This window comes from Rhodococcus sp. DMU1 (assembly GCF_012272955.1).
Lineage (GTDB): Bacteria > Actinomycetota > Actinomycetes > Mycobacteriales > Mycobacteriaceae > Rhodococcus > Rhodococcus aetherivorans.
The window spans coordinates 2,064,420-2,087,684 of sequence record NZ_CP050952.1 but is presented as its reverse complement, the minus strand read 5'-3'; the positions used below and the strand labels follow the sequence as shown (position 1 = coordinate 2,087,684).

General features: G+C 71.0%; 17 protein-coding genes. 5 read left to right on the top strand and 12 right to left on the bottom strand.

Annotation, left to right across the window (positions count from 1 at the left end):
- Window positions 1-3 precede the first annotated feature (3 nt).
- The 4 genes from HFP48_RS09855 to HFP48_RS09840 form a co-directional block, all read right to left on the bottom strand.
- Entirely contained in the window at window positions 4-594 is a 591-nt protein-coding gene (locus tag HFP48_RS09855) for an aromatic-ring-hydroxylating dioxygenase subunit beta (protein WP_168579420.1), read from the bottom strand.
- A gap of 13 nt (window positions 595-607) precedes the next feature.
- A complete protein-coding gene (locus tag HFP48_RS09850; RefSeq protein WP_168579419.1) occupies window positions 608-1,891 on the bottom strand; it encodes an aromatic ring-hydroxylating dioxygenase subunit alpha in 1,284 nt (427 codons plus the stop codon).
- A gap of 374 nt (window positions 1,892-2,265) precedes the next feature.
- Window positions 2,266-3,183, bottom strand: coding sequence for a pseudouridine-5'-phosphate glycosidase (locus tag HFP48_RS09845; RefSeq protein ID WP_168579418.1), 918 nt, complete (start codon window positions 3,181-3,183; stop codon window positions 2,266-2,268).
- Window positions 3,184-3,247: 64 nt separating this feature from the next.
- Window positions 3,248-3,988: a DUF429 domain-containing protein gene (locus HFP48_RS09840; RefSeq protein WP_006944788.1), complete on the bottom strand. Its 741-nt coding sequence runs from the start codon at window positions 3,986-3,988 to the stop codon at window positions 3,248-3,250.
- A gap of 208 nt (window positions 3,989-4,196) precedes the next feature.
- Between HFP48_RS09840 and HFP48_RS09835 the strand changes: the two genes are divergently transcribed.
- Window positions 4,197-4,355, top strand: a complete 159-nt coding sequence (locus HFP48_RS09835) for a hypothetical protein (RefSeq protein ID WP_006944786.1) — start codon at window positions 4,197-4,199, stop codon at window positions 4,353-4,355.
- Window positions 4,356-4,385: 30 nt separating this feature from the next.
- Here HFP48_RS09835 and HFP48_RS09830 read toward each other — a convergent pair whose 3' ends face one another.
- A complete protein-coding gene (locus HFP48_RS09830; RefSeq protein ID WP_168579417.1) occupies window positions 4,386-4,868 on the bottom strand; it encodes a hypothetical protein in 483 nt (160 codons plus the stop codon).
- On the bottom strand, window positions 4,865-5,722 hold the full coding sequence (locus HFP48_RS09825) for an AAA family ATPase (protein WP_043800061.1): 858 nt from the start codon (window positions 5,720-5,722) through the stop codon (window positions 4,865-4,867). Before HFP48_RS09825 ends, HFP48_RS09830 begins: the two co-directional genes overlap by 4 nt.
- Before the next feature lie 123 nt (window positions 5,723-5,845).
- Between HFP48_RS09825 and HFP48_RS09820 the strand changes: the two genes are divergently transcribed.
- Window positions 5,846-7,381, top strand: a complete 1,536-nt coding sequence (locus tag HFP48_RS09820; RefSeq protein WP_168579416.1) for a hypothetical protein — start codon at window positions 5,846-5,848, stop codon at window positions 7,379-7,381.
- Window positions 7,382-7,535: 154 nt separating this feature from the next.
- A complete protein-coding gene (locus HFP48_RS09815) occupies window positions 7,536-8,516 on the top strand; it encodes a hypothetical protein (protein WP_210432818.1) in 981 nt (326 codons plus the stop codon).
- Between the two features lie 44 nt (window positions 8,517-8,560).
- On the opposite strand, the gene HFP48_RS09810 is transcribed toward HFP48_RS09815, so the two are convergent.
- On the bottom strand, window positions 8,561-9,229 hold the full coding sequence (locus HFP48_RS09810) for an HAD family phosphatase (protein WP_006941379.1): 669 nt from the start codon (window positions 9,227-9,229) through the stop codon (window positions 8,561-8,563).
- A 243-nt stretch (window positions 9,230-9,472) separates the two neighbouring features.
- Between HFP48_RS09810 and HFP48_RS09805 the strand changes: the two genes are divergently transcribed.
- Complete coding sequence (locus HFP48_RS09805) at window positions 9,473-10,612, top strand: patatin-like phospholipase family protein (RefSeq protein ID WP_168580546.1); 1,140 nt, start codon at window positions 9,473-9,475, stop codon at window positions 10,610-10,612.
- A gap of 104 nt (window positions 10,613-10,716) precedes the next feature.
- On the opposite strand, the gene HFP48_RS09800 is transcribed toward HFP48_RS09805, so the two are convergent.
- The 5 genes from HFP48_RS09800 to HFP48_RS09780 all read right to left on the bottom strand — a co-directional run bounded on the left by HFP48_RS09800 (window position 10,717) and on the right by HFP48_RS09780 (window position 16,135).
- Window positions 10,717-11,763, bottom strand: coding sequence for a zinc-dependent alcohol dehydrogenase family protein (locus HFP48_RS09800; protein ID WP_029542625.1), 1,047 nt, complete (start codon window positions 11,761-11,763; stop codon window positions 10,717-10,719).
- Between the two features lie 115 nt (window positions 11,764-11,878).
- Window positions 11,879-12,301 (bottom strand): hypothetical protein, encoded by a 423-nt coding sequence (locus HFP48_RS09795; RefSeq protein WP_168579415.1) that lies wholly within the window; start codon window positions 12,299-12,301, stop codon window positions 11,879-11,881.
- A 225-nt stretch (window positions 12,302-12,526) separates the two neighbouring features.
- On the bottom strand, window positions 12,527-13,705 hold the full coding sequence (locus HFP48_RS09790; protein ID WP_168579414.1) for a hypothetical protein: 1,179 nt from the start codon (window positions 13,703-13,705) through the stop codon (window positions 12,527-12,529).
- A gap of 70 nt (window positions 13,706-13,775) precedes the next feature.
- Window positions 13,776-15,629 carry an acyl-CoA thioester hydrolase/BAAT C-terminal domain-containing protein gene (locus tag HFP48_RS09785; protein ID WP_168579413.1) on the bottom strand — a complete coding sequence of 618 codons (1,854 nt, stop codon included), beginning with the start codon at window positions 15,627-15,629 and terminating at the stop codon, window positions 13,776-13,778.
- 53 nt (window positions 15,630-15,682) lie between these two features.
- Window positions 15,683-16,135: a GyrI-like domain-containing protein gene (locus tag HFP48_RS09780; RefSeq protein WP_006946883.1), complete on the bottom strand. Its 453-nt coding sequence runs from the start codon at window positions 16,133-16,135 to the stop codon at window positions 15,683-15,685.
- Window positions 16,136-16,979: 844 nt separating this feature from the next.
- Between HFP48_RS09780 and HFP48_RS09775 the strand changes: the two genes are divergently transcribed.
- Complete coding sequence (locus HFP48_RS09775) at window positions 16,980-22,493, top strand: carboxyl transferase domain-containing protein (RefSeq protein ID WP_029542619.1); 5,514 nt, start codon at window positions 16,980-16,982, stop codon at window positions 22,491-22,493.
- Window positions 22,494-23,265: the final 772 nt, after the last annotated feature.

The following is a 23,265-nucleotide window of genomic DNA, read 5'->3' as shown; positions in this document are numbered from 1 at the left end:
CCGTCAGAGGACGAGGGTCAGGTTCTCGTGGCCGTGTTCGCAGTCGACGAGGTTGCCCTGCTTGACCGCGATCCGCCACTGCTCGTCCCGGCGGACGAGTTCGTGCCCGCACCAGCCGGCGTACGTCTTGGTCGTGCCCGCCCGGAACTCGGTGATCAGGAAGTTCGATCGCACGAGCCGGCGGTCGGGTGTGTCGAGGACCTCGACGTTGGTGACGAGCCGCCGGGTGCGCGACGACGGGATCTGGCAGAACGCGAGTCCGGTGCGCAGCCAGTAGATCCGGTCCATCAGCCGGCGACGGTCGTCGAAGGCGTGGGACACCTCGCGCCGGGGGTCGCCGCCGCCGGGGGTGGTGGGCACCCAGTAGAGGCATTCGTCGGTGAACAGCTCCACCCAGTCGTTGAAGCGGCCGTCGTCGATCAGGCGGGCCTCCCGGTAGAGCAGGTTCTCGACCTCGGAGCGCACCCGCGGATCGGGTTCGCTCCAGTCCTCCTGCCAGGCCCCCATCAGCTCGGCCAGGTGGTCGTAGTAGGCGGAGTCCAGGTAGTACGAGTACCGGGAAGTGTCGTGGCGTTCGTTGCTCTGCACGGTCATCTGTCGTGTCCCTTCACCGGCTCATCAGCCGGAGCCATTCCTGGTAGTAGCCGCGCATGTGCAGCTCGTCGGTCACCGGCCCGGTCACGACGCCGTCGGCGTCGACCTTCTGCCGGCCCTCCACACCGAATCCGCGGTTCATCTGCACCCATTCGACCTCCGGGATGCTCAGGCCGCGCTGGGCCTCCTCGAAGTTGGCCTGGTCGTCGGGCTCGCCGAAGGCCGGGAAGTCCTCCTGGGTGCGCATGCGCAGGACGTTGACCTCGTCCGGGACACCGCCGACGGTGGTGGCGTACCAGGTGAGCTGGGTACGGTCCACGGCGAGCGGCTCGATCACCTGCACCTGGTTCCCGATGATGAGCAGGTTCGGGAAGATGTTGAGGTTGATCTGGGCGCCGACGGTCAGGTCGAGGTAGCGCAGCGCGTCGTCGGGGTACTCGCTGCGGATCAGCTCCTCGAACACCTCCCGCCCGGGTTGCGGGCGCTGGTTGGCCCAGAACGCGCCGGGGCCGTCGTAGCTGGGGCGCTGGTCGATGAAGGTGTGTCCGTTGCCGAGGTACTGCACGTACATGGGGCCGCGGTCGGGGGTGCGGCCGAAGTACGTCATGTCCTTGGACTCGCCGAGCCGTTCGGCCATCTGCAGCAGGGAGCGGTGCGAGAACGCCGGATGGTATCCGTCGCCGGCGTTGTCGTACGCCAGCTTCCAGTTGCCGCGGTAGACCATGCGGTGCGCGGAGTTGCGGAGGAACACCTCGCCACCCGGGGCGCGGTCGATCCAGTAGTCGAGGGGTTCGCGGACCGGGCCGAGATGCTCGGCGAGCGGCGGCGCATCGGCGTTGAGGGTGCCGAAGACGAAGCCGCGGTAGCTCTCCACCCTCGGCACCACGCCGAGGTTCAGGTCGGTGCGCTCGAAGTCCGGTCCGTACGCGTCGGGCCACGGCACCCCCACGAGCTGCCCGGTGTTCTTGAAAGTCCATCCGTGATACGGGCATTGGAAGTTCTTGGCGGTGCCGCTCTCGTCGCGGCAGACGGTGGCGGCCCGGTGGGTGCAGCGGTTGAACAGGGCGTGCAGCTCGCCGGCCCGGTCTCGGGTGACGATGATGGGGCGCAGACCCAGGTAGCCGGTGCGGTAGCTGTTGGGAGTGGGGACCTGACTCTCGTGCGCGAGGTACACCCAGGTGCGGCCGAAGACGCGGCGCATCTCGTCGTCGAAGATCGACGGGTCGGTGTACAGCGTGCGGTGCACCCGGTCGTGCTGCACCAGCTCGTCGTACGAGTGGGTGGAACTCACGGTCATGGCTCTTGCCCTTTCGCCGAGGCGTCACGTGGCGGGATCGTTCGTCGTCGCCCGAGGTTCGGGCGGTTTCCGATCGCGTCGGATTGCGTTCGCGTCGGGTTAATCCTGGCCGGGCCGCACGGGGCTCGGTATCCCTCCCAGGAGGGGTATTCACCGGCCCGCAAGGGTCGAACGACACCAGAAATCCCGTGTGTAACAAGAGATTTACAGAACGGACCCATGACGGGTCGCGGCACGACGGCCGATTACGGCGGGGTTACGACACCCGCCGGACGTGGGCATGATTGTGCCCCAGGTCACAGTCGCTGTCAACGCGCGGTGGCGCACCGGGCACGGCCGCCCTCGAGGCGGCGGGCGGGAACCCCGGCCGGCGGCTATCGCGGTTCGGCGGCGAGCGCCGTGGCGACGGCACCGCCGAGCGCGACATTGCCCCGATAGACCTCGACATTGACGTCGAGGCTGCGGCCGCCGGTCGCGCGGTGGAAGTGGTCGAGCAGGAACGGCGTGGTGTCCTTGCCGACCACTCCGGCCGCCGCGGCCCGCTCCTCGGCCTCGTGCAGCACCCGCGCATGCAGCGCGGGGTCGAGCTGGGCGTCTTCCGATACCGGATTCGCAAGCAGGACACCGGCTTTCAGGCCGATTGCGTCCCGGGCACGGACAAGGGCGGCGACCTCGGCCGGCGACCCGACGGAATGTTCGAGCGGGCAGCCGCTGTCGCGGATGTAGAAGCCGGGGAAGCTGGTCGTGCGGTAGCCGACGACCGGAATGCTCAGGGTCTCGAGCCGCTCCAGCGTGGCCGGGATGTCGAGGATCGACTTGACGCCGGCGCTGACGACGAGGATCGGCACGGTGGACAGGGCGACCAGGTCGGCGGACTCGTCGAAGGTGCTCTGCGCGCCGCGGTGCACGCCGCCCAGCCCGCCCGTCGCGAAGACCTCGACCCCGCCGCGGTGTGCGAGCAGCGCCGTGGCGGCAACGGTGGTGCCGCCGGACAGTCGTCGCGCCACGGCGATCGGCAGGTCGCGCACACTCAGCTTCGTCACCGTCTCCGCCGTCGCGAGGTCGGCGATCTCGTCGGTGGACAGCCCCACGGTGGGGACGCCGCGAAGCACGCCGACGGTGGCGGGGACGACGTCCGCCTCCCGCAACCGCGCCTCCGCCTCGAGCGCCACCTCGAGGTTGCGGGGGCGCGGCAGGCCGTGGGTGAAGATCGTCGATTCCAGGGCCACCAGCGGCCGGCGGGCTGCGACGGCGTCGCGCACCTCGTCCGATATCCGGATCACCGGGTCCATGCGGCTCCTCTCGTTGCGTGCAGGGTAGCGGCGGAGGGCGAGCGTCGCCGATCATCTCCGAAACTCAGAGCAGCTCACGGATTCCGCACAGCGGCAGATGGATCCACCCCTCCCGGACCGCGACGGCGCGCTGCGCCGCATCGGGCCGGACGGTTCTTCCGAGCGCTGCCGCTCGGGCGACGAGGCCGGCGACCACCGCATCGAACGCGTCGTCGGAGGCCACACAGAGGTCCCGGAAGCCGCCGAGCCTCAGTCCCGGAAGGGCGCGTTCCAGTGCGGCCACCGATGCGGCCCGCGCCTCGCGGTTCTTCGCGCTCTTGTATCCCTTGAACGGCAGGCCCCAGCCCTGCAGCGCAGCAGCGGGATACACCTCGACCACCGTTCCGTCGACGCGGTCGACATCCACCCCGACGGCATCGAGTTCCGCGAGCAGACCCGCACACCGCAGCGCCACATGGGCGATGAGATCCGCGGACACGCTCAACGGGACGATTCCCGTCCCGGCATGCACCACGCGGTCGGTCAACCGCCGCACCAGCGGGAGCCGTCCGGCTCGGCTGCTCAGGGCGCGTTCGCGCGAGTACTCGAGGCGATGGTGCGCGCCGACGAAGTCCACGAACGCGTCGGGCCACCCGAACGGCGCGTCGATGCCGGTCCGGTCCGCGGCGGCCACCGCGTTGACGACGTCCGGGTCGGTCGCGCCGAGCCGTAGCTCCTGCACCGTCGCGGTGCCGTGCTCCCAGGCGACGGTGGCGACCGCCGTCTTCGCCGGCTCCGCCGCGAGGTCGACCCCTACCGTCTTCACGGACGTCACGGTATCCGCTGCCCGGCCCCGGAGCCTGCACCCGTACTGTGCACCGTGCACCCCCTCGGTCCCGCCACAACGGGGGCAGGCACGCGCTGGAGGGAGCAAGCCGCCGGCACGCACAGGATCGGCGGGCACGCAATCGTGGACTACGTTCCGCATCCGTGCCACGGTGGAGGCGGATATCTCTTCCAGGAGGTGCAACACCATGGAGCACACCCAGCAGAACAGCGCCGCACAGGAATGCCCGGACTGCCATGCGCTCGCCGCGGACCTCGCGGCTCACAAGCAATGGCACTCCAGGGTCGTCCACGACCTCGCCGTCGCCGTCGAGAAGGAAGTAGATCGACGGACACGGACACCCTGACCGGCGCCGCTCCGCGATCCGGTTGCGCCGTCAGCGGAAGGCGTCGCCCTTCGTCGTGAGTGCCTTGACCCGATCGACGATCCTGTCCTGCAACTTCTTCGGCGTGCGCCAGCGCATGGCGAGGCGGTCGTAGTCCATCGCGTGCTCGGCGACGATGTCCTTGAGCTGCTCGACGTCCAGCGGCGCCAGCTTCGCGCGTAGGCCGGCCTCGCCGCCGTCGCGGAACGCGGCGAACGGGTCGAACGGCCCCGGGGCGCGTGTGCCGCGCCGCGCGGCGGGGGCCTTCCGCGGTGCCGGGGCGGGCGACGGCGCCTCTCCCGGCGCGGTGAGTGCCGAGGCGAGGGCGTGCGCGAACCGCGGGGTGCGGGCGGCCTCGTCGGCGATCACCTGCACCAGCCGCACCAGGGCGGTCGCGGCGGCGGGGCTCGATCCCTGCAGCCGCAGCAGCGCGGCGCTCGCCTCCCCGATCTGCACTCGGAGGCGGGCCTCGTCGCGGTCGACGGTGCCGGTCACAGCAGCACCTGCGCGTTCATCAGGACGTCCTCGGTCAGCATGCGCAGGGCGTCGAACTGCCCGGAGTTGCCGTACTTGCGCTTGAGGGTGCCGTACGGGACGAACTCCGCGGACTGCGCGATCTGGTTGGCCTCGGGGATCCACGCCGGCACGACGTTCGCGATCCGCTCGTCGCGCTGCAGCTGTTCGATGATGCTGCGGTGCAGGTTCGACGCACTCCGGTACTTGGTGATGACGAGGCCGATCTCGCGGATGGGATGTCCCGTCCGCTCGGCGAACGCCCGCACCCGGGTCTGCAGCTGGGGAATGCCGTAGGTCGAGAGGATGTCGGGGATGGTCGGAATGAGGTAGCCGTTCGCCAGCCGCAGACCGTTCTGGGTGAGCATGCCGAGGTTGGGCGGGCAGTCGACGAGGATGTAGTCGTACCGGTCGGCGATCGGGGTGATCGCGTGCAGCAGCACCTCGAGGGGCCGGGTGGACTTCGGGTCGGCGTACTGCTGGTGGCTCAGTCCCTCCTGGATGTCCATCAGATCCAGCGACGAGGCGAGCAGGTCGACGTTCTTGACGGCGCGCACGGGTGAGACGTCGCGCTGGAGGGCCTTCTCGATGTCGAAGGCGGGGGCGTCGGGATCGACGGCGCCGCGGAACAGCGTGGCGAGGGTGCGGTCGAGCTGGTTGAGCTCCTGCCAGCGCTCCTCCCCGATCATCATCGTGGTGAGGTTGGTCTGCGGGTCCAGGTCGATCAGCAGCACCCGCTGCCCGAATTCGGCGGCCATGAACTCCGCGAGGGCGGCCGTCGTCGTGGTCTTGCCGACGCCGCCCTTCAGATTGATCGTCGCGATCACCCGCGCCACACCACACCCCCAGCACACTCGCTACTCGTTCGCTCAGCAAAGTACACCGGGAGCCGGACGAATCCGGCGCCGGGCACCGGCGCACCCCCTAGATTCGAGGTAGTCGGCGACGGGAGCCCGCGAGTGCGAGAGGGACGGTGGAGGCGGTGGTGGCCGCTCGCGGCCGCGGCGGCGCTCGTCGTGCTCCTCGCCGCGACGAACGCGGTCCCGACCTGGCCGGGGCTCATCCACCTGGTGGCGCTGCCGCCGCTGGATCAATTCACCGACCTGCGGATCCTGCTGTCGCAGGCATCGTCGTGGCCGGCGTTCCTGGTGTTGCTCGCCGGGGTGGCCGCAGCCAGGGTGGCGCTCATGGCGTGGCTCCTGGGCGGCCTCGACGCCCGCCGCCTGCGCTTCGCGGCCCTGTTCTACACGGTCGCGTTCGGGCCGGTGCTGCTGGCGGCGTTCGCCGACGCCACCGCCTCCGCGGTCCTGTACTCCCGGCTGTTCTGGCCCGCCGTCGCCCTGATCGGGGTGCTGGTGCTCACGCTCGGCCCGGTGCCGTGGCAGGGCGGATCCCGGTTGCGCGCGGCCGTCGCGCTGACCTGGCGGCGGGGGCTGCGCGTCGAGGTGATGCTGCCGTACTGCGCGGTGATCCTGGCGCTGGGTGCCGTGGCCGAACTGGTCCCGGTCCTGACCGTGCCGCTCGTCCCGGTCTCGGCCGTCGCGACCGGCCTGGCGATCCGGGCGATGGGCCGCCCGGCGCTGCGCCGGCCGGGGGCGGTCCTGACCGCGCTCGTCGCGGTGCTCGCCGCCGCGTCGCTCGTATTCGTCGCGACCCGCGGGTACGACGAGCCGGAACCCGGCCCGCCGCAGCCGGGTTCGCTGTTGATCCTGTCGGGGATCAACTCGGCGTCGGGGCGGGGCGCGATCCACGCGACGGACGTGCACCGCCTCGGTTACCGCTGCGAGCAGGTGTACTACTTCTCGTATGCCGGACCGGGCGACGGGCAGCCGCAGCGAGACGCGACCTGCCCGATCCGCACGGGTGCCCCCTACGAGCCGAGCGACACCCAGCGTCCGTTCCACGAGCAGGTCGATCTGTTCGTCGAGCAGGCGTCCGCGCTGCCTCGTCCGCTGGTGGTGGCCGCGCATTCGCACGCCGTGTGGGTGGTGTGGGAGGCCGTCGCCACCGGACGGGTCGACGTCGATGCGCTGCTGCTGGTCGGCCCGTTCCCGAGCACCCCGACCGGCTATCCCCCACCGCACGTGAACGCGCCCGGCCGCGTCTTCGGCGACCTGCTGCGTGCCGCCGCTCCGGCCACCGACCTGGTCCGGTTCCACTTCGACCCGGACACCCCCGCCGCGCGGGAACTGCTCGGCACGGCGGGAGCCGCGGAATCCATCCTCGCTCAGCCACTTCCCGCAACGGTACGAGCAACGAGCCTCCCCGCGGCCACCGATCTGCCCCTGATGCCGGACGACTGGCGGCTCGACGTCGAGCGAAACGGGTGCCCGGCCCGCGTCGCCCACCCGTACCTGCCCAGATCGGCGGCATTCGAGGACGCGGCGATCCGCTTCCTGAACGGGCGGCCTCCCCCACGGTGCCCGCCGTGGCGGGACTGGGGTGCCGTACTCGTGCGGCCGTTCGGGGTGCCGGCCGGGCAGGCTCTGCGATGATCCCGAATTCCCCGGCGACGATCGCCGCCGAGGGGGATATTCGGAGGAGGCCACCACCGGTAACGAACGCGGCATCGCCGGAAGCAGCGCGGTGCTCACGACCCACGACTGCCACCACCAACGACTGCCACGACCCAACGACTGCGGAGTACCCATGACACTGCTTCCCCGCCCCGGTCTGTCGACGATCGTGACGGTTGCCGCCGCTGCACTACTGTCCGTGTCGATGCCGCCGAACGCGCTGGCCTTCGCGCCCGACATCCACGGCGCGATCCTGCGTGCAGCGCTGCCCCCGGCCACCACCGACGGGGGCGTCGACGACCCGGCGCTCGCCGAGATCACCGGAAGCCTCCTCACCGGCACCGGCAACGAAGGCAGCGACCTGTTCCAGGGCGACGCCTTCCGGCACTTCGACAACGCCGCGCGACCGGCGGACGTCTGCGACCGTGCCCGGGACGCGTGGAACTTCTTCGTGCCCGCCGTGATCGCCGGTGCGCAACCCACCGGCCCGCCGGAGTTCCGCACCTCCGCGAACGGCTTCGCGGCCCGCAGCGCCTTCGGCGGCCTGACCCACGCACTCGCCGACTTCTACTCCCATTCGAACTGGGTCGAGCTGGCCGTCGGCACGGATCGGGCACCGGGGCTCGCTCCGATCTTTCCGACGTGCGCTCCCGCCGCTCTTCCGGCCGGACTACACACCGGATACTTCGAGCTGACCCCGGCGAACGGCCTCGACGGCTGCCCGAGCGGTCCACCCGCTCCCCCGGCCGGGTCGTCCGTCCCACCGGCCGAGGGCCCGCCCGCCCCGCCCGCCCCGTTCGAGGAGTGTCACCTGACCCTGAACAAGGACGATCCGGGCACGCTCCGCGGTCGTGAGCCGGTCCCCGGATATCCCGGCACGACGTATCACCAGCTCGCGGTGCAGCTCGCCGTCGAACACACCACCGCGCTGTACCGGGAGGTCCGCGGTCTCGTCGCCGGTTCCGTCCCCGCCGGTGTCGACGGCGAGTGCGTCGCCGACAACCTGTTCCGGGCCGCGCAATTCGCACCCTGCGCGGTCCCGGCTCCCACTCCCGTTCTTCCCAAACGTGTTTCGGGTCAGCCGGTCGGCGGTCCGCCGAGTCCGCCGGCATAGGGGCGAGACCGGCTGCACCGGGGCAGGGCCCCGACATCCACCTCTCACCTCATCGCTGCCACCGCGGCCGGGGTGAGACTGTCCAAGCCGGGCAGCACGAGTCCTGCGAGGGCGAGCGCATCCGGGTCGGGTGGGTACCGGGGATGGGGAATCGCGATCACCCGCATGCCGGCCGACGCCGCCGACCGCAGCCCGTTGCTGGAATCCTCCACCGCCGCACACCGAGCCGGGTCCATCCCGAGTCGCTCGGCCACCGTCAGGTAGATGTCGGGTGCCGGCTTCCCACGCGCCACACCTTCGGTGGACAACGCCACGGTGAACACGTCTCCCAGCGCTGCGGCGTCGAGCACGCCGTCGATCAGAGCCTGCGGGGACGAGCTGGCCAGCCCGAGCGGCCACCGCGCCGCCATCGCGCGCACCGCCTCGACCGCACCCGGAATCAGCGGCAGCCGGTCGGCGTAGCGAGCGCCCATGCGATCGATGACCAGCGCTGCCACGTCGTCGGGCGGCAGGTCGACACCGAGACCGTCGCTGAGATACCTCGACCACTCCGGGGTACTCATGCCCATCAATCGGCTCTGCGCGTCGGCAGTCCACCGACCCCCGTGCTCGGCCACGACCTGCCGGCGCACCTGCTCCCACAGCGGTTCGGAGTCGACCAGCACACCGTCCAGGTCGAACACCACCGCTTCCACACCGCCGATATCGGACACAGGCCCAGTCTCGGCCACACTCGTCCGCAGGCACGACACCGACACGCAACCGATCGGCGGACGGATCCGGCGCCCCCGGCCGGATGCCCGTGAGCGCTGCCGACGGGGCGAGGATGTGCTCGTCGCGCCCCTCGTCCGCCTCCTGCGGATCACGCATTCGGCGCCGCACCGGCGCGTATCGTTCTCCGATGTACGCACGTGCTCGTCGTGAGGGGGACGACCGTGAGCGAAACCGTAGGTCTGGTGGTATCCGGCGCGGGCGCCCGGGGCGCGTACGAGGCCGGAGCTATCGCATCGCTGCTGCCGCACCTGCCGAGGTCGGAGCACCCCCCGATTCTGGTGGGAACCAGCGCCGGCGCACTGAACGTCGTCGCGTTGGCCGCCTTCGCCGGGGACGGGTACAAGGCCGCAACCCACAGGATCGTGAGCCTGTGGTCGACGGTGGGACTGGACGACGTCTTCGGCCCCGTGGGGACGCTGGTCGGCACGGGCCTGCGCTACCTCGGTCAGGCCGCCGGTCTGGACGTCACGCTACCGAGCCTTCTCGACACCGAGCGCATGCACGACCTGCTGGACTCTCTCATCTGCTGGGAGGACCTGCACGCCAACATCCGCAGCGGCGCCATCGGGGCGGTCGCGGTGACCGCAACGTCGGTCGCCACCCGCGGCACCGTGGTCTTCGTCGAGAAGCACTCGTCTGTGCCGCTACCTCCCTACGACGAACATCGCAACATCACCTACGTCGAAACGGAACTGACCGTCGAGCACGTGCTGGCATCGGCGGCGGTGCCGGTGCTGTTCCGGCCCGTCCGGGTCACCGAACCGGCGGCGTGGGCAGGCTGGTACGCCGACGGCGGTCTGCAGCTCAACACCCCGCTGAAACCGGCCCTCGCCTTCGGCGCGGACACCCTCGGAGTCGTCGCGACCCAGCCGCGGCACTGGATCGAACGGCCTGCCGCCGACCTCGTGCCCGGCGACGAGGAACCGCCCGACGTATTCGGTGCCGCCGCGCTGATCCTGCGCGCCCTCCTCTCGGACCGCATGATCGAAGACCTCCACCAACTCGAGGTCCGTAACGACCGGCTGATGCGCATCCGTGCAGCCGGAGTGGACAGCGCGGACGTGACATCGGATCGGGAGATCCGGGTGCGGTTCGCGGGCCCGTCGCTCGATCAGGCGTACGACCTCGGCCGGCTCGCGTACGACGTGTACAGCAGGAAGGCCGCGGGCGTCGGCGGTCTGCGCCATCCGTGGCTGTCGGTCCTGGGTCGCCTCGCCGGGGGAACACGCGAGGACCACGGCGACCTGCTGAGCTTCCTGCTCTTCGACCCGGACTTTACTTCCGCCGCAGCCGAACTCGGAATCGCGGCAACTCACGAATGAGCGCGGCCCGAGCGAATGTATCGCTCACCTCGGTAGTCCGACGGAACGATACATTCGCTCGCCTGTGGCGGCGCGGGTGAAGCAGCGAGCGCAGCCGCGCCAGGTTACCGGCTGCCCGTCAGCAGCACCTTGAGCGCACCGGTCTCACCCGCGCGGCCGAAGACGTCGTAGGCCTCCTCGAACTCGTCGAGTGCGAACCGGTGGGTGATCATCGGCGAGGTGTCGAGTTTGCCGCTGCGGACCAGGCCGATCAGGGTCGGCGTCGAGTAGGTGTCGACCAGGCCGGTGGTGATGGTGAGGTCCTTGATCCAGATGCTCTCCAGGTGCAGGGTGGCGGGCGCGCCGTGGACGCCGATGTTGGCGACATGGCCACCCGGCCGGACCAGCTCGACGGCCTGTTCGAACGTCGCCGGCACTCCGACGGCCTCCATGGTGACGTCGGCGCCGAGGCCGCCGGTGAGGTCGCGCACCACCGCGGCGACGTCGTCGCGCCCGCCGTTGACCACGACGTCGGCGCCGAACGCCTTGGCGGCCTCGAGGCGGCTGTCGGCGAGATCGACCGCGACGACGTGGCTCGGGCTCAGCAGCCGGGTGGCGAGGATCGCGGCAAGACCGATCGGTCCGGCGCCGACGATGACGACGACGTCGGCGGGCCGCACGCATCCGTTGAGCACGCCGACCTCGTAGGAGGTGGGCAGGATGTCGGCGAGCATGAGCATCTGCTCGTCGCTCACGCCCTCGGGTACACGGTGGGTCGAGTTGTCGGCGAACGGGACTCGCACGAGTTCGGCCTGGGTGCCGTCGATGAGGTGGCCGAGGATCCAGCCCCCGCCCCCGAGGCACTGGCCGTAGCGGCCCTCGCGGCAGAAGCGGCAGCGCCCGCACGAGGTGATGCACGAGACGAGGACCCGGTCGCCGGGCGCGAGGTTCTGCACGCCCGGCCCGACCTCGACGACGGTGCCGACGGCCTCGTGCCCGAGGATGCGCCCGTCGGTCACCTCGGGGACGTCGCCGCCGAGGATGTGCAGGTCGGTGCCGCAGATGGTGACCGCGTCGACGCGGACGATCGCGTCGGTGGGGTCCTGGATTCGGGGGTCGGGAACGTCCTCCCAGACGCGCTTGCCCGGACCGTGGAACACCAGTGCCTTCATTGCTTCGGCCCTTTCGCCGATGGGTGTCTGCCGGTCTCAGCGTCCCATCGTTCGCGCCCGTTCGGAACGGGTCCTTGGACCTCGAATCGGACGGGGGGATGTCACACCGGGTCGGTCAGTGGCCGGAGACGATCGTGAGCCGGTCCGGGGCCGCCTCGACCAGCGCCTCGGGGGTGCCGTACCCGTCGACCTCGACGACGGGTGCCCGGTCGACGGCGGCACGGACGACGGCGCCGTCGGACATGAAGACGATCAGGCCCTGCCCCGCGGTGTCGGGGAGGTTCTCCCACACGGTGCCCGTCAGGCCGAGATCCCGGTTGATCGAGCTCATCAGCAGGGGCAGCGAGAAGCGGTACATGCGGTCCCACGACCCCGGCGACAGACCGGCGTCCTCGGCCACGGAGGCGAGGGTGCGGGGTTCGCCGGTCAGCAGGACCGTGTCGAACTCCGCCTCGAGGATCGGATCGTCCTGCACCCGGACCGTGCCGCCGGACCCGCCGCAGCCGGCGACGGCGAGCACCGTCGCCGCCAGGAGCATCCCCGACCTCCGGGCCGTGCACGCCGGCACCGTGGGTCTCGGCACCGTGCATCTCGGCGCCGTGCATCTCGACACACTGCGCAGCACCCGTTCACCCCCAGTCGATTTCGCTCGAGAACGCGTGAAAGCTACAGCACCGCCCGCACGAGAAGCAGTGCCGTCGGGCGACGTCGGAATCACCGAGGAGCTGGGCTGTGACAGCTGACAATCGACGCGCGGGCGGCCTCACTCCCGCGCGGTGAGCTCCGCGATGTCGCCCCTCAGCTCCGACCGGAGCGAACCCATCAGCTCTGCCGCGATCCCGAACTGGTCGCCGACGAAGTGGGTGTTGTCGGCGGACAACTCCCGCGCTCCCGATCGGCCGATGAGGGAGTCGATCCGCTCGTCGAGGCTCGCGGTGCGTGCCTCGACCTCGGCCGTGCGCAGCTGGACCTCGGCGACGGTGAGCAGTTCGCCGATGCGGGCCAGTGCCGCCACCCGGTCGAGAAGCTGATCCCACACCGGTGCGAGCGCGGCGATGCGCGCGTCGACGGCCGCGCGAGCGGACGGCGCCGCGCGCCGGGCGTCGGAGAGTTCGGCGAGCAGGCCCCGCAACGTCACGGCGTCCACGGCGATCTGCGTCAGCTCGTCGGCGAGATCGAGCTGGGACCGCTGCACCGCGAGGTGGTCCGACCGCCAGGCCGTGGAGCCTTCGATCCGGTCGAACAGGGTGCCGGCGAGGAACAGCAGGGTGTCGTACCGGTCGACGAAGTGATCGTCGCCGTCGGGCACCTGCCGGCCGAGGGCGTCGGCGGCGCGACGTCCCACCGCGGCCGCCGCGGTGCCGTCGGACCAGCGCGTCACCCGGTCCACGGCCACGCCGAGCACGGCGCCGCGCACCTGATCGGTCGTTCTCTCGGGGATCGGCGCGGGCGTGCGCTGCAGCGCCGCGAACAGGGCGTCACGCTGGTGCGGGTCGAGGTGCACGCCGTCGCGCCGTTCCCGCCGCACGGCCCGCACGCCCTGCGCGTAGTGCCGGCCGGACACGGTGAGCGTGTAGTGGGCGTTGCGCAGCCGCTTGGCCAGCTCCCCCGCCCGGTACTCGAACACCAGCCGGGCGGCGCCGGGGCGCAGGTCGGCGGCTCGCACCGTGAGGCGGGCGTGCTCGTCCGTGAGATGGCGCAACGCGCCGAACCCGCCGAGCGTGGGCAGGCCGCGGCCGATCCGGCGGCGCCGGGCCAGGATGTCGCGGGTCTCGTCGTCGAGGTGGCCGGCGGCCAGGCAGAGAGCGGCGGCGTCCGACAGCGGGGCATGCCGGCCGTCGAGCCGGTGCTGCTCGCACCAGCGGCGCACCTGCGCGGCCATCCGCTCGCGGCGCTGCGCGGCCGGTTCGAACCCGACCGGGAACTGCGGGTCGTCGGACATCGGGACCTCCTCGTGGCGTCCGGACCCCTCCACTGTTCCAGAAAACCCGGGACCGCGACGGGAGCGCCGGTCAGGCGAGGAACTCGGTGACGGCGTCGACCGCGGCGCGCTGGGCCCTGCCCTGCCCGGCCGGGGTGCCGCCGAAGGCGATGCCACCGCTCCACTGGGCGTCGCCGGGGAACATACCGAGGCGGATCAGGTGGCCGGCGCCGTCGACGGACAGGTGCCGGTCGCGACCGTCGCCGCGCCGGGCGAGCAGGGCGCCCGCCATGTCCGTGGACGGCCACAGCTGGTCGTCGGTGCCGGTGATGCACAGGATCGGGGCGTCGATCTTCTCGGACCGCAGGTGGGCGGGGTCGGGCGCGTCGCGCAGTCCCGCGCGGTAGGCGTCGGACAGCCGCAGCAGCGACGGCCGGTGCCGGGCGACGTCGCGGCCGGCGCGCCAGGCGTTGCGGATCATCTGCGGCATCAGCGCGGAGCTGGGCAGCGGTGCCCAGGGCTGTGGCGCGCCGCCCAGGGTCCACGACGGAGTGTCCGGGATCTCCCCGTCCGGCCCGAGTCCCTGCCACGAGACGGAGCTGGGGCTGACGAGCACCAGCGCCCGCAGCGACGTGCCGTCGGCCGCGACGGCGGCGAGAAGGCCTTCGGCGCCCCGGGAAATGCCCACGGCGGCAACGTTGTCGGTGTCGATCTCGGGCAGGGCGGCGAGGTGGCGCAGCGCGCCGGTGAAGCGCTCGAGCGGTACGGACGCGACCTCGGTGTTCTCGTCGAGCCACGAGTAGGCGAGGGCGACGTGGCCGTGGGAGGCGAGGGCAGCGATGGTGGCGCGCTGGGAATCGACGCCGCCCTCGGATCCGCCGACGCACAGCACCGCCGGCCATCCGCGCAGCGGAGCCGGGCCGTCCGGGCGGGCGAGCAGACCCGGCCGTCCGGCGACGTCGAGGTCTTCGACGGTCACGCCGGGCGCGGCGTCGGTGCGGATCACCGTGCGTCGCGTGGTGTGCGGGCCGTCGGTGACGGTGAGCGTGACCGGCCACCGGCCGGGCGGGGGGACGAACAGGTCGGGTACGCGGTCGGGCTCGTCGAACCGCATGTCCCACAACGGTTCGTCGACGACGTCGACGCTGCCGTCGTAGCTGCGGTGCGACCGCCAGCGGGCGCCGGACATGTCGGCGCCCTCGGCGGTGACGGTGATCGTCGCGTCGGGCCGCGACCCGGCGAGGGTGAGGCGGAACGGCTCGTCGTGCCGCGACTGGCGCGGTACGACGAGGTGCACCCGGGGCGAGTCGAGGTCCGGGGGTGGTGCCGTCGGGGACGCGGGTTCGGGGCTCGGGTTGGCGGTGGCGGCGAGCGCGGACTTCGTGTCGAACCACTTGGGAAACAGGGCCGAAACCAGTCCGGCGGCACCCAGGACGACGAAGGGGACGACCCAGTAGCCGACGACGGAGAGCGCGTCGGTCTCGTCGCGGACGGTGGCGGAACCGTCGACGATCGGCGGGATCAGCGAGGACACGGTCATCACGGCGAACGCGGCGGCCCACATCCACGTCATCGCGGTGGTGATGTACCGGAAGCCGCCGGATGCCGCGGTCGCGGGATCGACTGTCTCGACGGCGTATTCGCGCACGAACGGTCGTCCGGCGAGGATGCCGCCGAGGACGACGAGCAGCAGTCCGAGATTGCCGACCGGCTGCAGCCAGCGTTCGAGGACGGCGTCGTCGAGCGTGAGCGCGGCGATCAGCAGCAGCGCGAAGACGACGACGGTGCCGACGTCGAGGGAGCGCCAAGGCTTTCCGCGCACCCGCTGTACGAGGGGGCCGGCGGCGGCGAGCGCGAGGGCGGCGGCCACGGCGGTGACGAACCCGGTGTTGCCGACGAGGATCCAGTACACAATCCACGGCGCGAATCCGACGACGAGGGACATTCGCGGATTGTCTCCCGCCTCCCGCCGCCGTGGGGGTGCTTCCGCGATACGCCTCAGGAGTTCACGGGAACGAAGATCACGGTTCGCACTTCCTCGGCGGGGGTGCCCGGCGGGCTCCAGTACTCCTCCCACGCGGTGCTCAGGTCGAGGTCGTGCCCCTCGCGGGCGGCCCAGGCGGCGAGGGCCTCGTAGGTGTGCTCGAGCGTGTCGTAGGGACCGAGGTGGGTCTCGGTCGCGACCTGGCCGGCGGGCAGGTCGATCGGGACCACGTGGCCGTCGCCGTCGATCCGGGTGGCGACCTCGAAGCCGGCGGCGCCGTCGAAGCCCTCCCTGGTGAAGTTGCGGTAGTACGCGACGGCCGGGCCGGCCGGCGACGTGCCCGCGCCGGCCAGGTACTGCTCGACGGCGCCGTACGCCTCGCCGAGGTGCTCACCGATGTGCGCCACGTCGGTGCTGAACTCCACGGCGGCCAGATGCCTGGCCGGTGCGTGCACGATCTCGGGCATGCGTCCTCCCCTGTCGAAGCCTGGGGCCACGATAGGCGATTCACACTGCCGATTCGTGAACTTCCGGAGACATCGAGCGCCCGGGCTGCGCGGGGGTTGCCGGCGGCCGAATGTCACATCCGGTCGATGCAATCGAATCGATGTGACATTCGGCCCGCACACACGAGCGCTCCGACTACCGTGACAATCGTCACAGCACCGGCCGGACCGCAGCGACCCTCGTCGCGGCGGCGCGACGGGTCCCGCAGCCGGCGGCCCGTGTCCGCTTCGACCCGTTCGCGGCGTCGATGCCGGTCCGATGCTGGACAATTCACGTAGCCGACGGCGCTCGCGGACCCGACATCGTGCCGCGCGAAAGACCAACGGCCCGAATGTTACTGCCCGGTGTTACCCGGCGGTATTCCCGGGCCCGCCGAGGCCGGGCCCCGGAATCGTCCCCCATTTCGATCGTAATCGACTGTCCGCCAGCGGTTCCCGCGCGCGAGGCGGAGAGGGAGCGGCAAACCCCGCCCTGCCGACCACAAAACGTGACAAACCCTCATGTTTCCTTCATGCTGTTAGCGGAAGGATCGTCCCCACCGGGGGGCACTCGGCCGTCGACGACGACGGTCCGCGGGACGAGGCCGACCGCCTGTCCGCCGACACCCAGGCATCCGCCGGGCCAGTCGGTGCACACGTCCGCACGCATACGCCGACACGAGGAGCCGACCGATACATGTTCTTGCTCGCGTTATCAACCCGTGACGCGGGCCTCGACATCGGTTAACTTTTTTCACTCACTGGCGAGAAGCTTCGACGAGCGTCGCACGAGCGCGCACAAACCTGGAGAACGGTGGCAACGAGTATGTTCAAACGGATCGCGGTGGTCAACCGAGGTGAGGCGGCAGTACGCCTCATCAGAGCAGTCCGGGAGCTCAACTCCGAGCACGGCTACGACATCAAGACGATCGCCCTGCACACCGAGGCCGAGCGGCGGGCCATGTTCGTCCGCCAGGCCGACGAGGGCGTCACCCTGCGGCCGTCCACCACGGCCGCCACCCCCTACCTCGATCACGCCGAACTCGAGCGCGCCCTCCTCGAAGCGAAGGCCGACGCCGTGTGGGTCGGCTGGGGCTTCGTGGCCGAGGATCCCGCCTTCGCCGAGGTCTGCGCCCGCCTGAACATCACCTTCATCGGCCCGTCGGCCGAGGCCATGCGCCTGCTCGGCGACAAGGTCGAGGCCAAGCTGCTCGCCGAGAAGGTCGGCGTGCCCGTCGCCCCGTGGTCGGGCGGACCGGTCGAGACCCGCGCCGACGCGCGCCGGCACGCCCAGGCCATCGGCTACCCGCTGATCATCAAGGCCCGTTCCGGCGGCGGCGGCCGCGGCATCCGCAAGGTGTACTCCGAGGACGAGCTCGAGCTCGCCCTCGAGCGCACCCAGGGCGAGGCCGAGCGCTCGTTCGGCGATCCCGTGGTGTTCATCGAGCGTCTCGTCACCGACGCCCGCCACGTCGAGGTCCAGGTCATCGCCGACGGTCACGGCAACGTCTGGGCGCCGGGCGTGCGCGACTGCTCCATCCAGCGCAAGAACCAGAAGGTCATCGAGGAGTCGGCCTCGCCGCTGCTGACCAAGGAGCAGGCCGACCACCTGCGCGCGGTCTCCGCGGACCTCGTGCGCGCCGCCGGGTACTGCGGCGCCGGCACCGTCGAGTACCTGTACCAGCCGGACCTGAAGATCTTCACCTTCCTCGAGGTCAACACCCGCCTGCAGGTCGAGCACCCCATCACCGAGGCCACCACCGGCATCGACCTGGTCAAGCTGCAGATCCTGGTGGCCTCCGGGGAGAAGCTGCCCGGCGACTGCCCGCCCGAGTTCGGTCACGCCGTCGAGGCCCGGCTCAACGCCGAGGACGCCGACAACGGTTTCGCCCCCGCCCCCGGCTCCGTGCAGCTGCTCAAGTTCCCGCTCGGGTCCGGCCTGCGCGTCGACACCGGCATCGCCCAGGGCGACGTCATCCCGCCGGACTACGACTCGATGGTTGCCAAGATCATCGCGTGGGGCCGCGACCGCGACGAGGCCCTGGCCCGCCTGCGCACCGCGCTGCGCGAGACCACCGTCGTCCTCGACGGCGGCACCACCACCAAGTCGTTCCTGCTCGACCTGCTCGACCGCGAGGAGGTCATCTCCGCGTCGGCCGACACCGGCTGGCTCGACCGCACCGGAGCCGGCACCGCCACCGGTCCGTCCCGGGTAGCCGACATCGCGCTGATCGCCACGGCCGTCGACGTCTACGACGCCGAGGAGAGCCACGAGCGCGCCGCGTTCCTCACCTCCGCCCGCGGCGGCCGCCCCCGCGCCGGGCACTCGGTGGGCCGCAAGGTCGAGCTGAGCTACCAGGGCCAGGCCTACGAGCTGCTCGTCGGACAGGTCGGGCCGCACCGCTACCGCGTCGACGCCGGCAGCGGCGAACTCGAGGTGGACGTCGACCGGCTCGGGCAGTTCGAGTCCCGGCTCGTCCTCGCCGGCCGCCGCCACCACATCGTCTCGATCGCCGGCGCCACCGGCTTCCTCGTCGAGGTCGACGGCATCAGCCACCAGATCAGCCAGGACGAGGCCGGCGTCGTGCGCACCCCCGCGCCCGCCGTCGTCGTCGCGGTGCCCGTCGCCCCCGGCGACGACGTCGAGGCCGGCCAGACGCTCGTGGTGCTCGAGTCCATGAAGATGGAGACCGCGGTGCGCGCGCCCTTCGCCGGCCGCGTCCGCGAGGTCCTCGCCGTGGTCAACTCGCAGGTCGACGCCGGTGCACCGCTGCTGCGTGTCGATCGGATCGCCGAGGAGACCGTCACCGAGACGGTCGAGCGCGTGCAGTTCCCCGCACCCGCCGCCGTCGTGACCGGCGACGCCGCGGCCGACGCGCTGGCCCGGCTCGACGCCCTCGAGGCGCTCGTCACCGGTTACGACGTCTCCGGCAAGCGGACCGCGACGCTGCTCGCCGAGTACGACCGCCTGCGCGGCGAGGCCGCCGGGAACTGCGACCTGGTGCGCGCCGAGCTGGCGCTGCTCACCACGTTCGCCGACGTGTGCGAGCTCTCGCGCAACCGCCCGACGCAGGCCGAGGAGTCCAGCGACGAGCGCGTGCACAGCCCCCGCGAGCACTTCCACGGCTACCTGCAGTCCCTCGACGTCGAGGTCGGCGGCCTGCCCGAGAGCTTCCGTGCGCGACTGTCGCAGGCGCTGCGGCACTACGACGTCACCGAGCTGGATCGCACCCCCGAGCTCGAGGAGGCCGTCTACCGGCTGTTCCTCGCGCAGCAGCGCATCGAGACGCAGGTTCCGGTGGTCTCGGCACTGCTCGAGCGGTGGCTCGAGGAGACCGAGGGACCGGCCGGCATCTCGCAGGAGCTGAACGAGGTCCTCGACCGGCTCATCGTCGCCACCCAGGTGCGCTACCCGGTGATCGGCGACGCGGCCCGCAACCTGCGCTACCGCCTCTTCGAGGAGCCGGTGATCCGCAAGGTCCGCGAGCAGGTGTACGACGGGGTGCGCGGCAGCCTCGCCCACCTCGCCGACCACCCCGGCGCCGCGGACTACGCGCAGCGCGTCGAGGCCCTGGTGGCCACCCCCGAGCCGCTGATCGACCTGCTCGCCCAGCAGATCGCCCGACCGGAAACCGTTCCGGGCCCGCTGCTCGAGGTCATCACCCGCCGCGCCTACAAGATCCGCACGCTCGAGCAGGTGCAGTCCGAGGTGCGCGGCGGCCGGCAGTTCGTCACCGGCAACTTCGATCTGCGCGGCACCCGCCTGTACCTGATCTCCACCGAGGCCCGGCACGCCGAGCTCGAGGCGGCCCTGGACACCGTCGAGGAGTCGGCGCGCACCCTGCCCGGCACCGACAACCTGGTGGTCGACCTGTACCTCGCGTGGGACGACGCCCCCGCCGACGCCGACGCGCAGGCCGAGGCGCTGCGCGCGGTGCTGGCCGGCCGTGAGGTCGCCGCCGCCGCCCGCCGGGTCACGGTGACGGTGTGCCACACCGACCGCGCCGAGGAGCACGTCTTCACCTTCCGCCCGTTCGAGACCGGGTACGCGGAGGAAACCAACATCCGCGACATGCACCCGCTCACCGGTCAGCGCCTGGATCTGTGGCGGCTGAAGAACTTCGTCGGCACCCGCCTGCCGGCGAACCCGGACTCGTACCTGTATCACATTGCGGCGAACGAGAATCCGTCCGACGAGCGGCTCATCGCCCTCGCCGAGGTGCGGGACCTGACCCCGCAGCGCGACGAGACCGGCACGATCGTGGGCCTGCCCGCGTTCGAGCGGGCCCTGTCGAGCTGCCTCGACGCGATCCGCCGGTCGCAGGCCGCCCGCGGCAAGCGCCGCCTCGATGCGAACCGCGTGGTGCTGTTCGTGTGGCCCGAGGTGGATCTGAGCATCGACGACCTGAAGCGGGTCAGCCGTGGGGCGGCCCCGCTCACCGTCGGCGCCGGCCTCGAGGAGATCACCGTCATCGGCTGGTGGCGTGAGACCGCGGAGGCCGAGCCCCGCGAGGTGGCGCTGCGATTCTCGTACCGCTCCGGCGCCGGCGTGGTCGTGCGGGTGACCGATCCGCCGAAGGAGCCGCTGCAGCCGCTCGACGAGTACACCCAGAAGGTCCAGCGCTCCCGCGCCCGCGGCACCGTGTACCCGTACGAGCTGATCCCGCTGCTCACCGGCAGCAAGGGCAGCTTCGTCGAGTACGACCTCGACGACTCCGGGGCGAGCGCAGCGACGGGGGGTGTCACCGGTGCCGTGGTGCCGGTGCAGCGTCCGTACGGCCGGAACAAGGCCGGTCTGGTGGTCGGGCTGGTCACCACCCCGACGCCGCGGTACCCGGAGGGCATGACCCGCGTCGCGCTGTTCGGCGATCCGACGAAGGCGCTCGGCACCGTCGCGGAGGCCGAGTGCGCCCGCGTCGTCGCCGCGATCGACCTGGCCGAGCAGCTCGGCGTCCCGGTCGAGTGGTTCGCGCTGTCCTCCGGCGCCACCATCTCGATGGAGTCCGGCACCGAGAACATGGACTGGGTCTCGCGGGCCCTGCGCCGCATCATCACCTTCACGCAGGCCGGCGGCGAGATCAACGTCGTGGTCACCGGCATCAACGTCGGCGCCCAGCCGTACTGGAACGCCGAGGCGACGATGCTCATGCACACCAAGGGCATCCTGGTGATGACCCCGGACAGTGCGATGGTGCTGACCGGCAAGCAGTCCCTGGACTACTCCGGTGGCGTGTCGGCCGAGGACAACTTCGGTATCGGCGGCTACGACCGCGTCATGGGCCCCAACGGTCAGGCGCAGTACTGGGCGCCGAACCTGTCGGCCGCGGTCGAGGTGCTCTTCGGGCACTACGAGCACGCCTACCTCGCCCCGGGCGAGCGGTTCCCCCGCAAGGCCGAGACCGTCGACCCGATCGAGCGCGACGTCCGGGTGTACCCGCACGTGCACCCGTCGAGCGACTTCACCACGGTGGGCGACATCTTCTCCGCGGAGACCAACCCGGACCGCAAGAAGCCGTTCGACATCCGCACGGTCATGCGCGCGGTGGTCGACCAGGACCACCCGGTGCTCGAGCGGTGGGCAGACATGGCCGACGCCGACACGTCGGTGGTGTTCGACGCCCATCTCGGCGGCAACGCGGTCACGGTGATCGGCATCGAGTCCCGCGCCATCGCCCGCAAGGGCTGGTTCCCCACCGACGGGCCGGACCAGTGGACCTCGGGCACGCTGTTCCCGAAGTCGTCGAAGAAGACCGCGCGGGCGATCAACGCGGCGAGCGGCAACCGCCCCGTGGTGGTGCTGGCGAACCTGTCCGGGTTCGACGGCTCCCCCGAGTCGCTGCGTAACCTGCAGCTCGAGAACGGCGCCGAGATCGGCCGGGCGATCGTCAATTTCGACGGCCCGATCGTCTTCGTCGTGGTCTCCCGCTACCACGGTGGCGCCTTCGTGGTGTTCTCCGGCGCGTTGAACGAGAACATGGAGGTGCTCGCGGTCGAGGGCTCGTTCGCCTCCGTGCTCGGCGGCGCACCCGCCGCGGCGGTGGTGTTCACCCGCGACGTCAATGCGCGCACCGCGGCGGATCCGCGGATCACCGAACTCGAGGCGCAGCTCGCCGCGGCCGAGGACGGCGAGAAGGCCCGCCTGCGGGTCGAGCTGGCAACGCAGCGCACCGCGGTGCGGTCGGAGAAGCTCGGTGAGGTGGCTGCGGAGTTCGAGGCCATCCACAACATCCAGCGCGCCCAGCAGGTCGGCTCCGTGCACTCGATCATCCCTGCCGCGGACCTGCGGCCGGAGATCGTCGCCGCCGTCGAGCGAGGCATGGCGAAGGTGCTCGCGCAGTAACCGCACGATCCCCGAAGGGCCCCGCACCGGTTCGCCGGTGCGGGGCCCTTTCTTGTGCCCTCACGGGTCCGTCACCGTCTCGGCCGGCGTCCCGGGTACTTTCTCCCGCCGGGACGGCCGTACGTCGCCCTGCAGTCGCTGGGCGAGACGACCGATCCGCGCACACAACCCCCGATCCGGAGTGTCCCAATCCCGGGAAATATGCGATCGTGAGCAAGCTCACAGGTTTGCGGCGGCGTGGAGCCGGGTACCGATTTTCGCCCCCCACACCCCCCGCGCAGGTCGCTACATGCACGCTGTTGGCACGCAGTGCTTTCGAGCCGGCACCCCCCATGCGATCGGAACAGTCACGGATCGAGCAGTGAATTATGTTGTACTGGAATATATTTCGCAGGCAGATCACGAATACGCGAACAGACCAGCTGCATGTATGCCGCACTCCTGACCGTGCAGTAGTACCGCGCGCCATTCCGATCGGCCCGCTGCGCGTTGCGTGTTGTGACCAAGGTCCCGGAACGGACATGCAGTCGGCCTGTAGGTGAACATCACCCCAACAATGACCGTAATCCGTTGTTATTCAAGACTATTCAGTATCATTAGCGTAAGTCATTGCTCTGCCAATCATTTTCGGCGAAAGACATGACACATGACGCGCGATGCTGCATCATTGAACTCGACAGGGGAGAACGAGCGGGAGCACTACGTGAATTCGGTTGGCAGGGGCGAATATCGCGAAGCGTGCAGGGACGCTCACATCAGCTGCTCGCGGTAG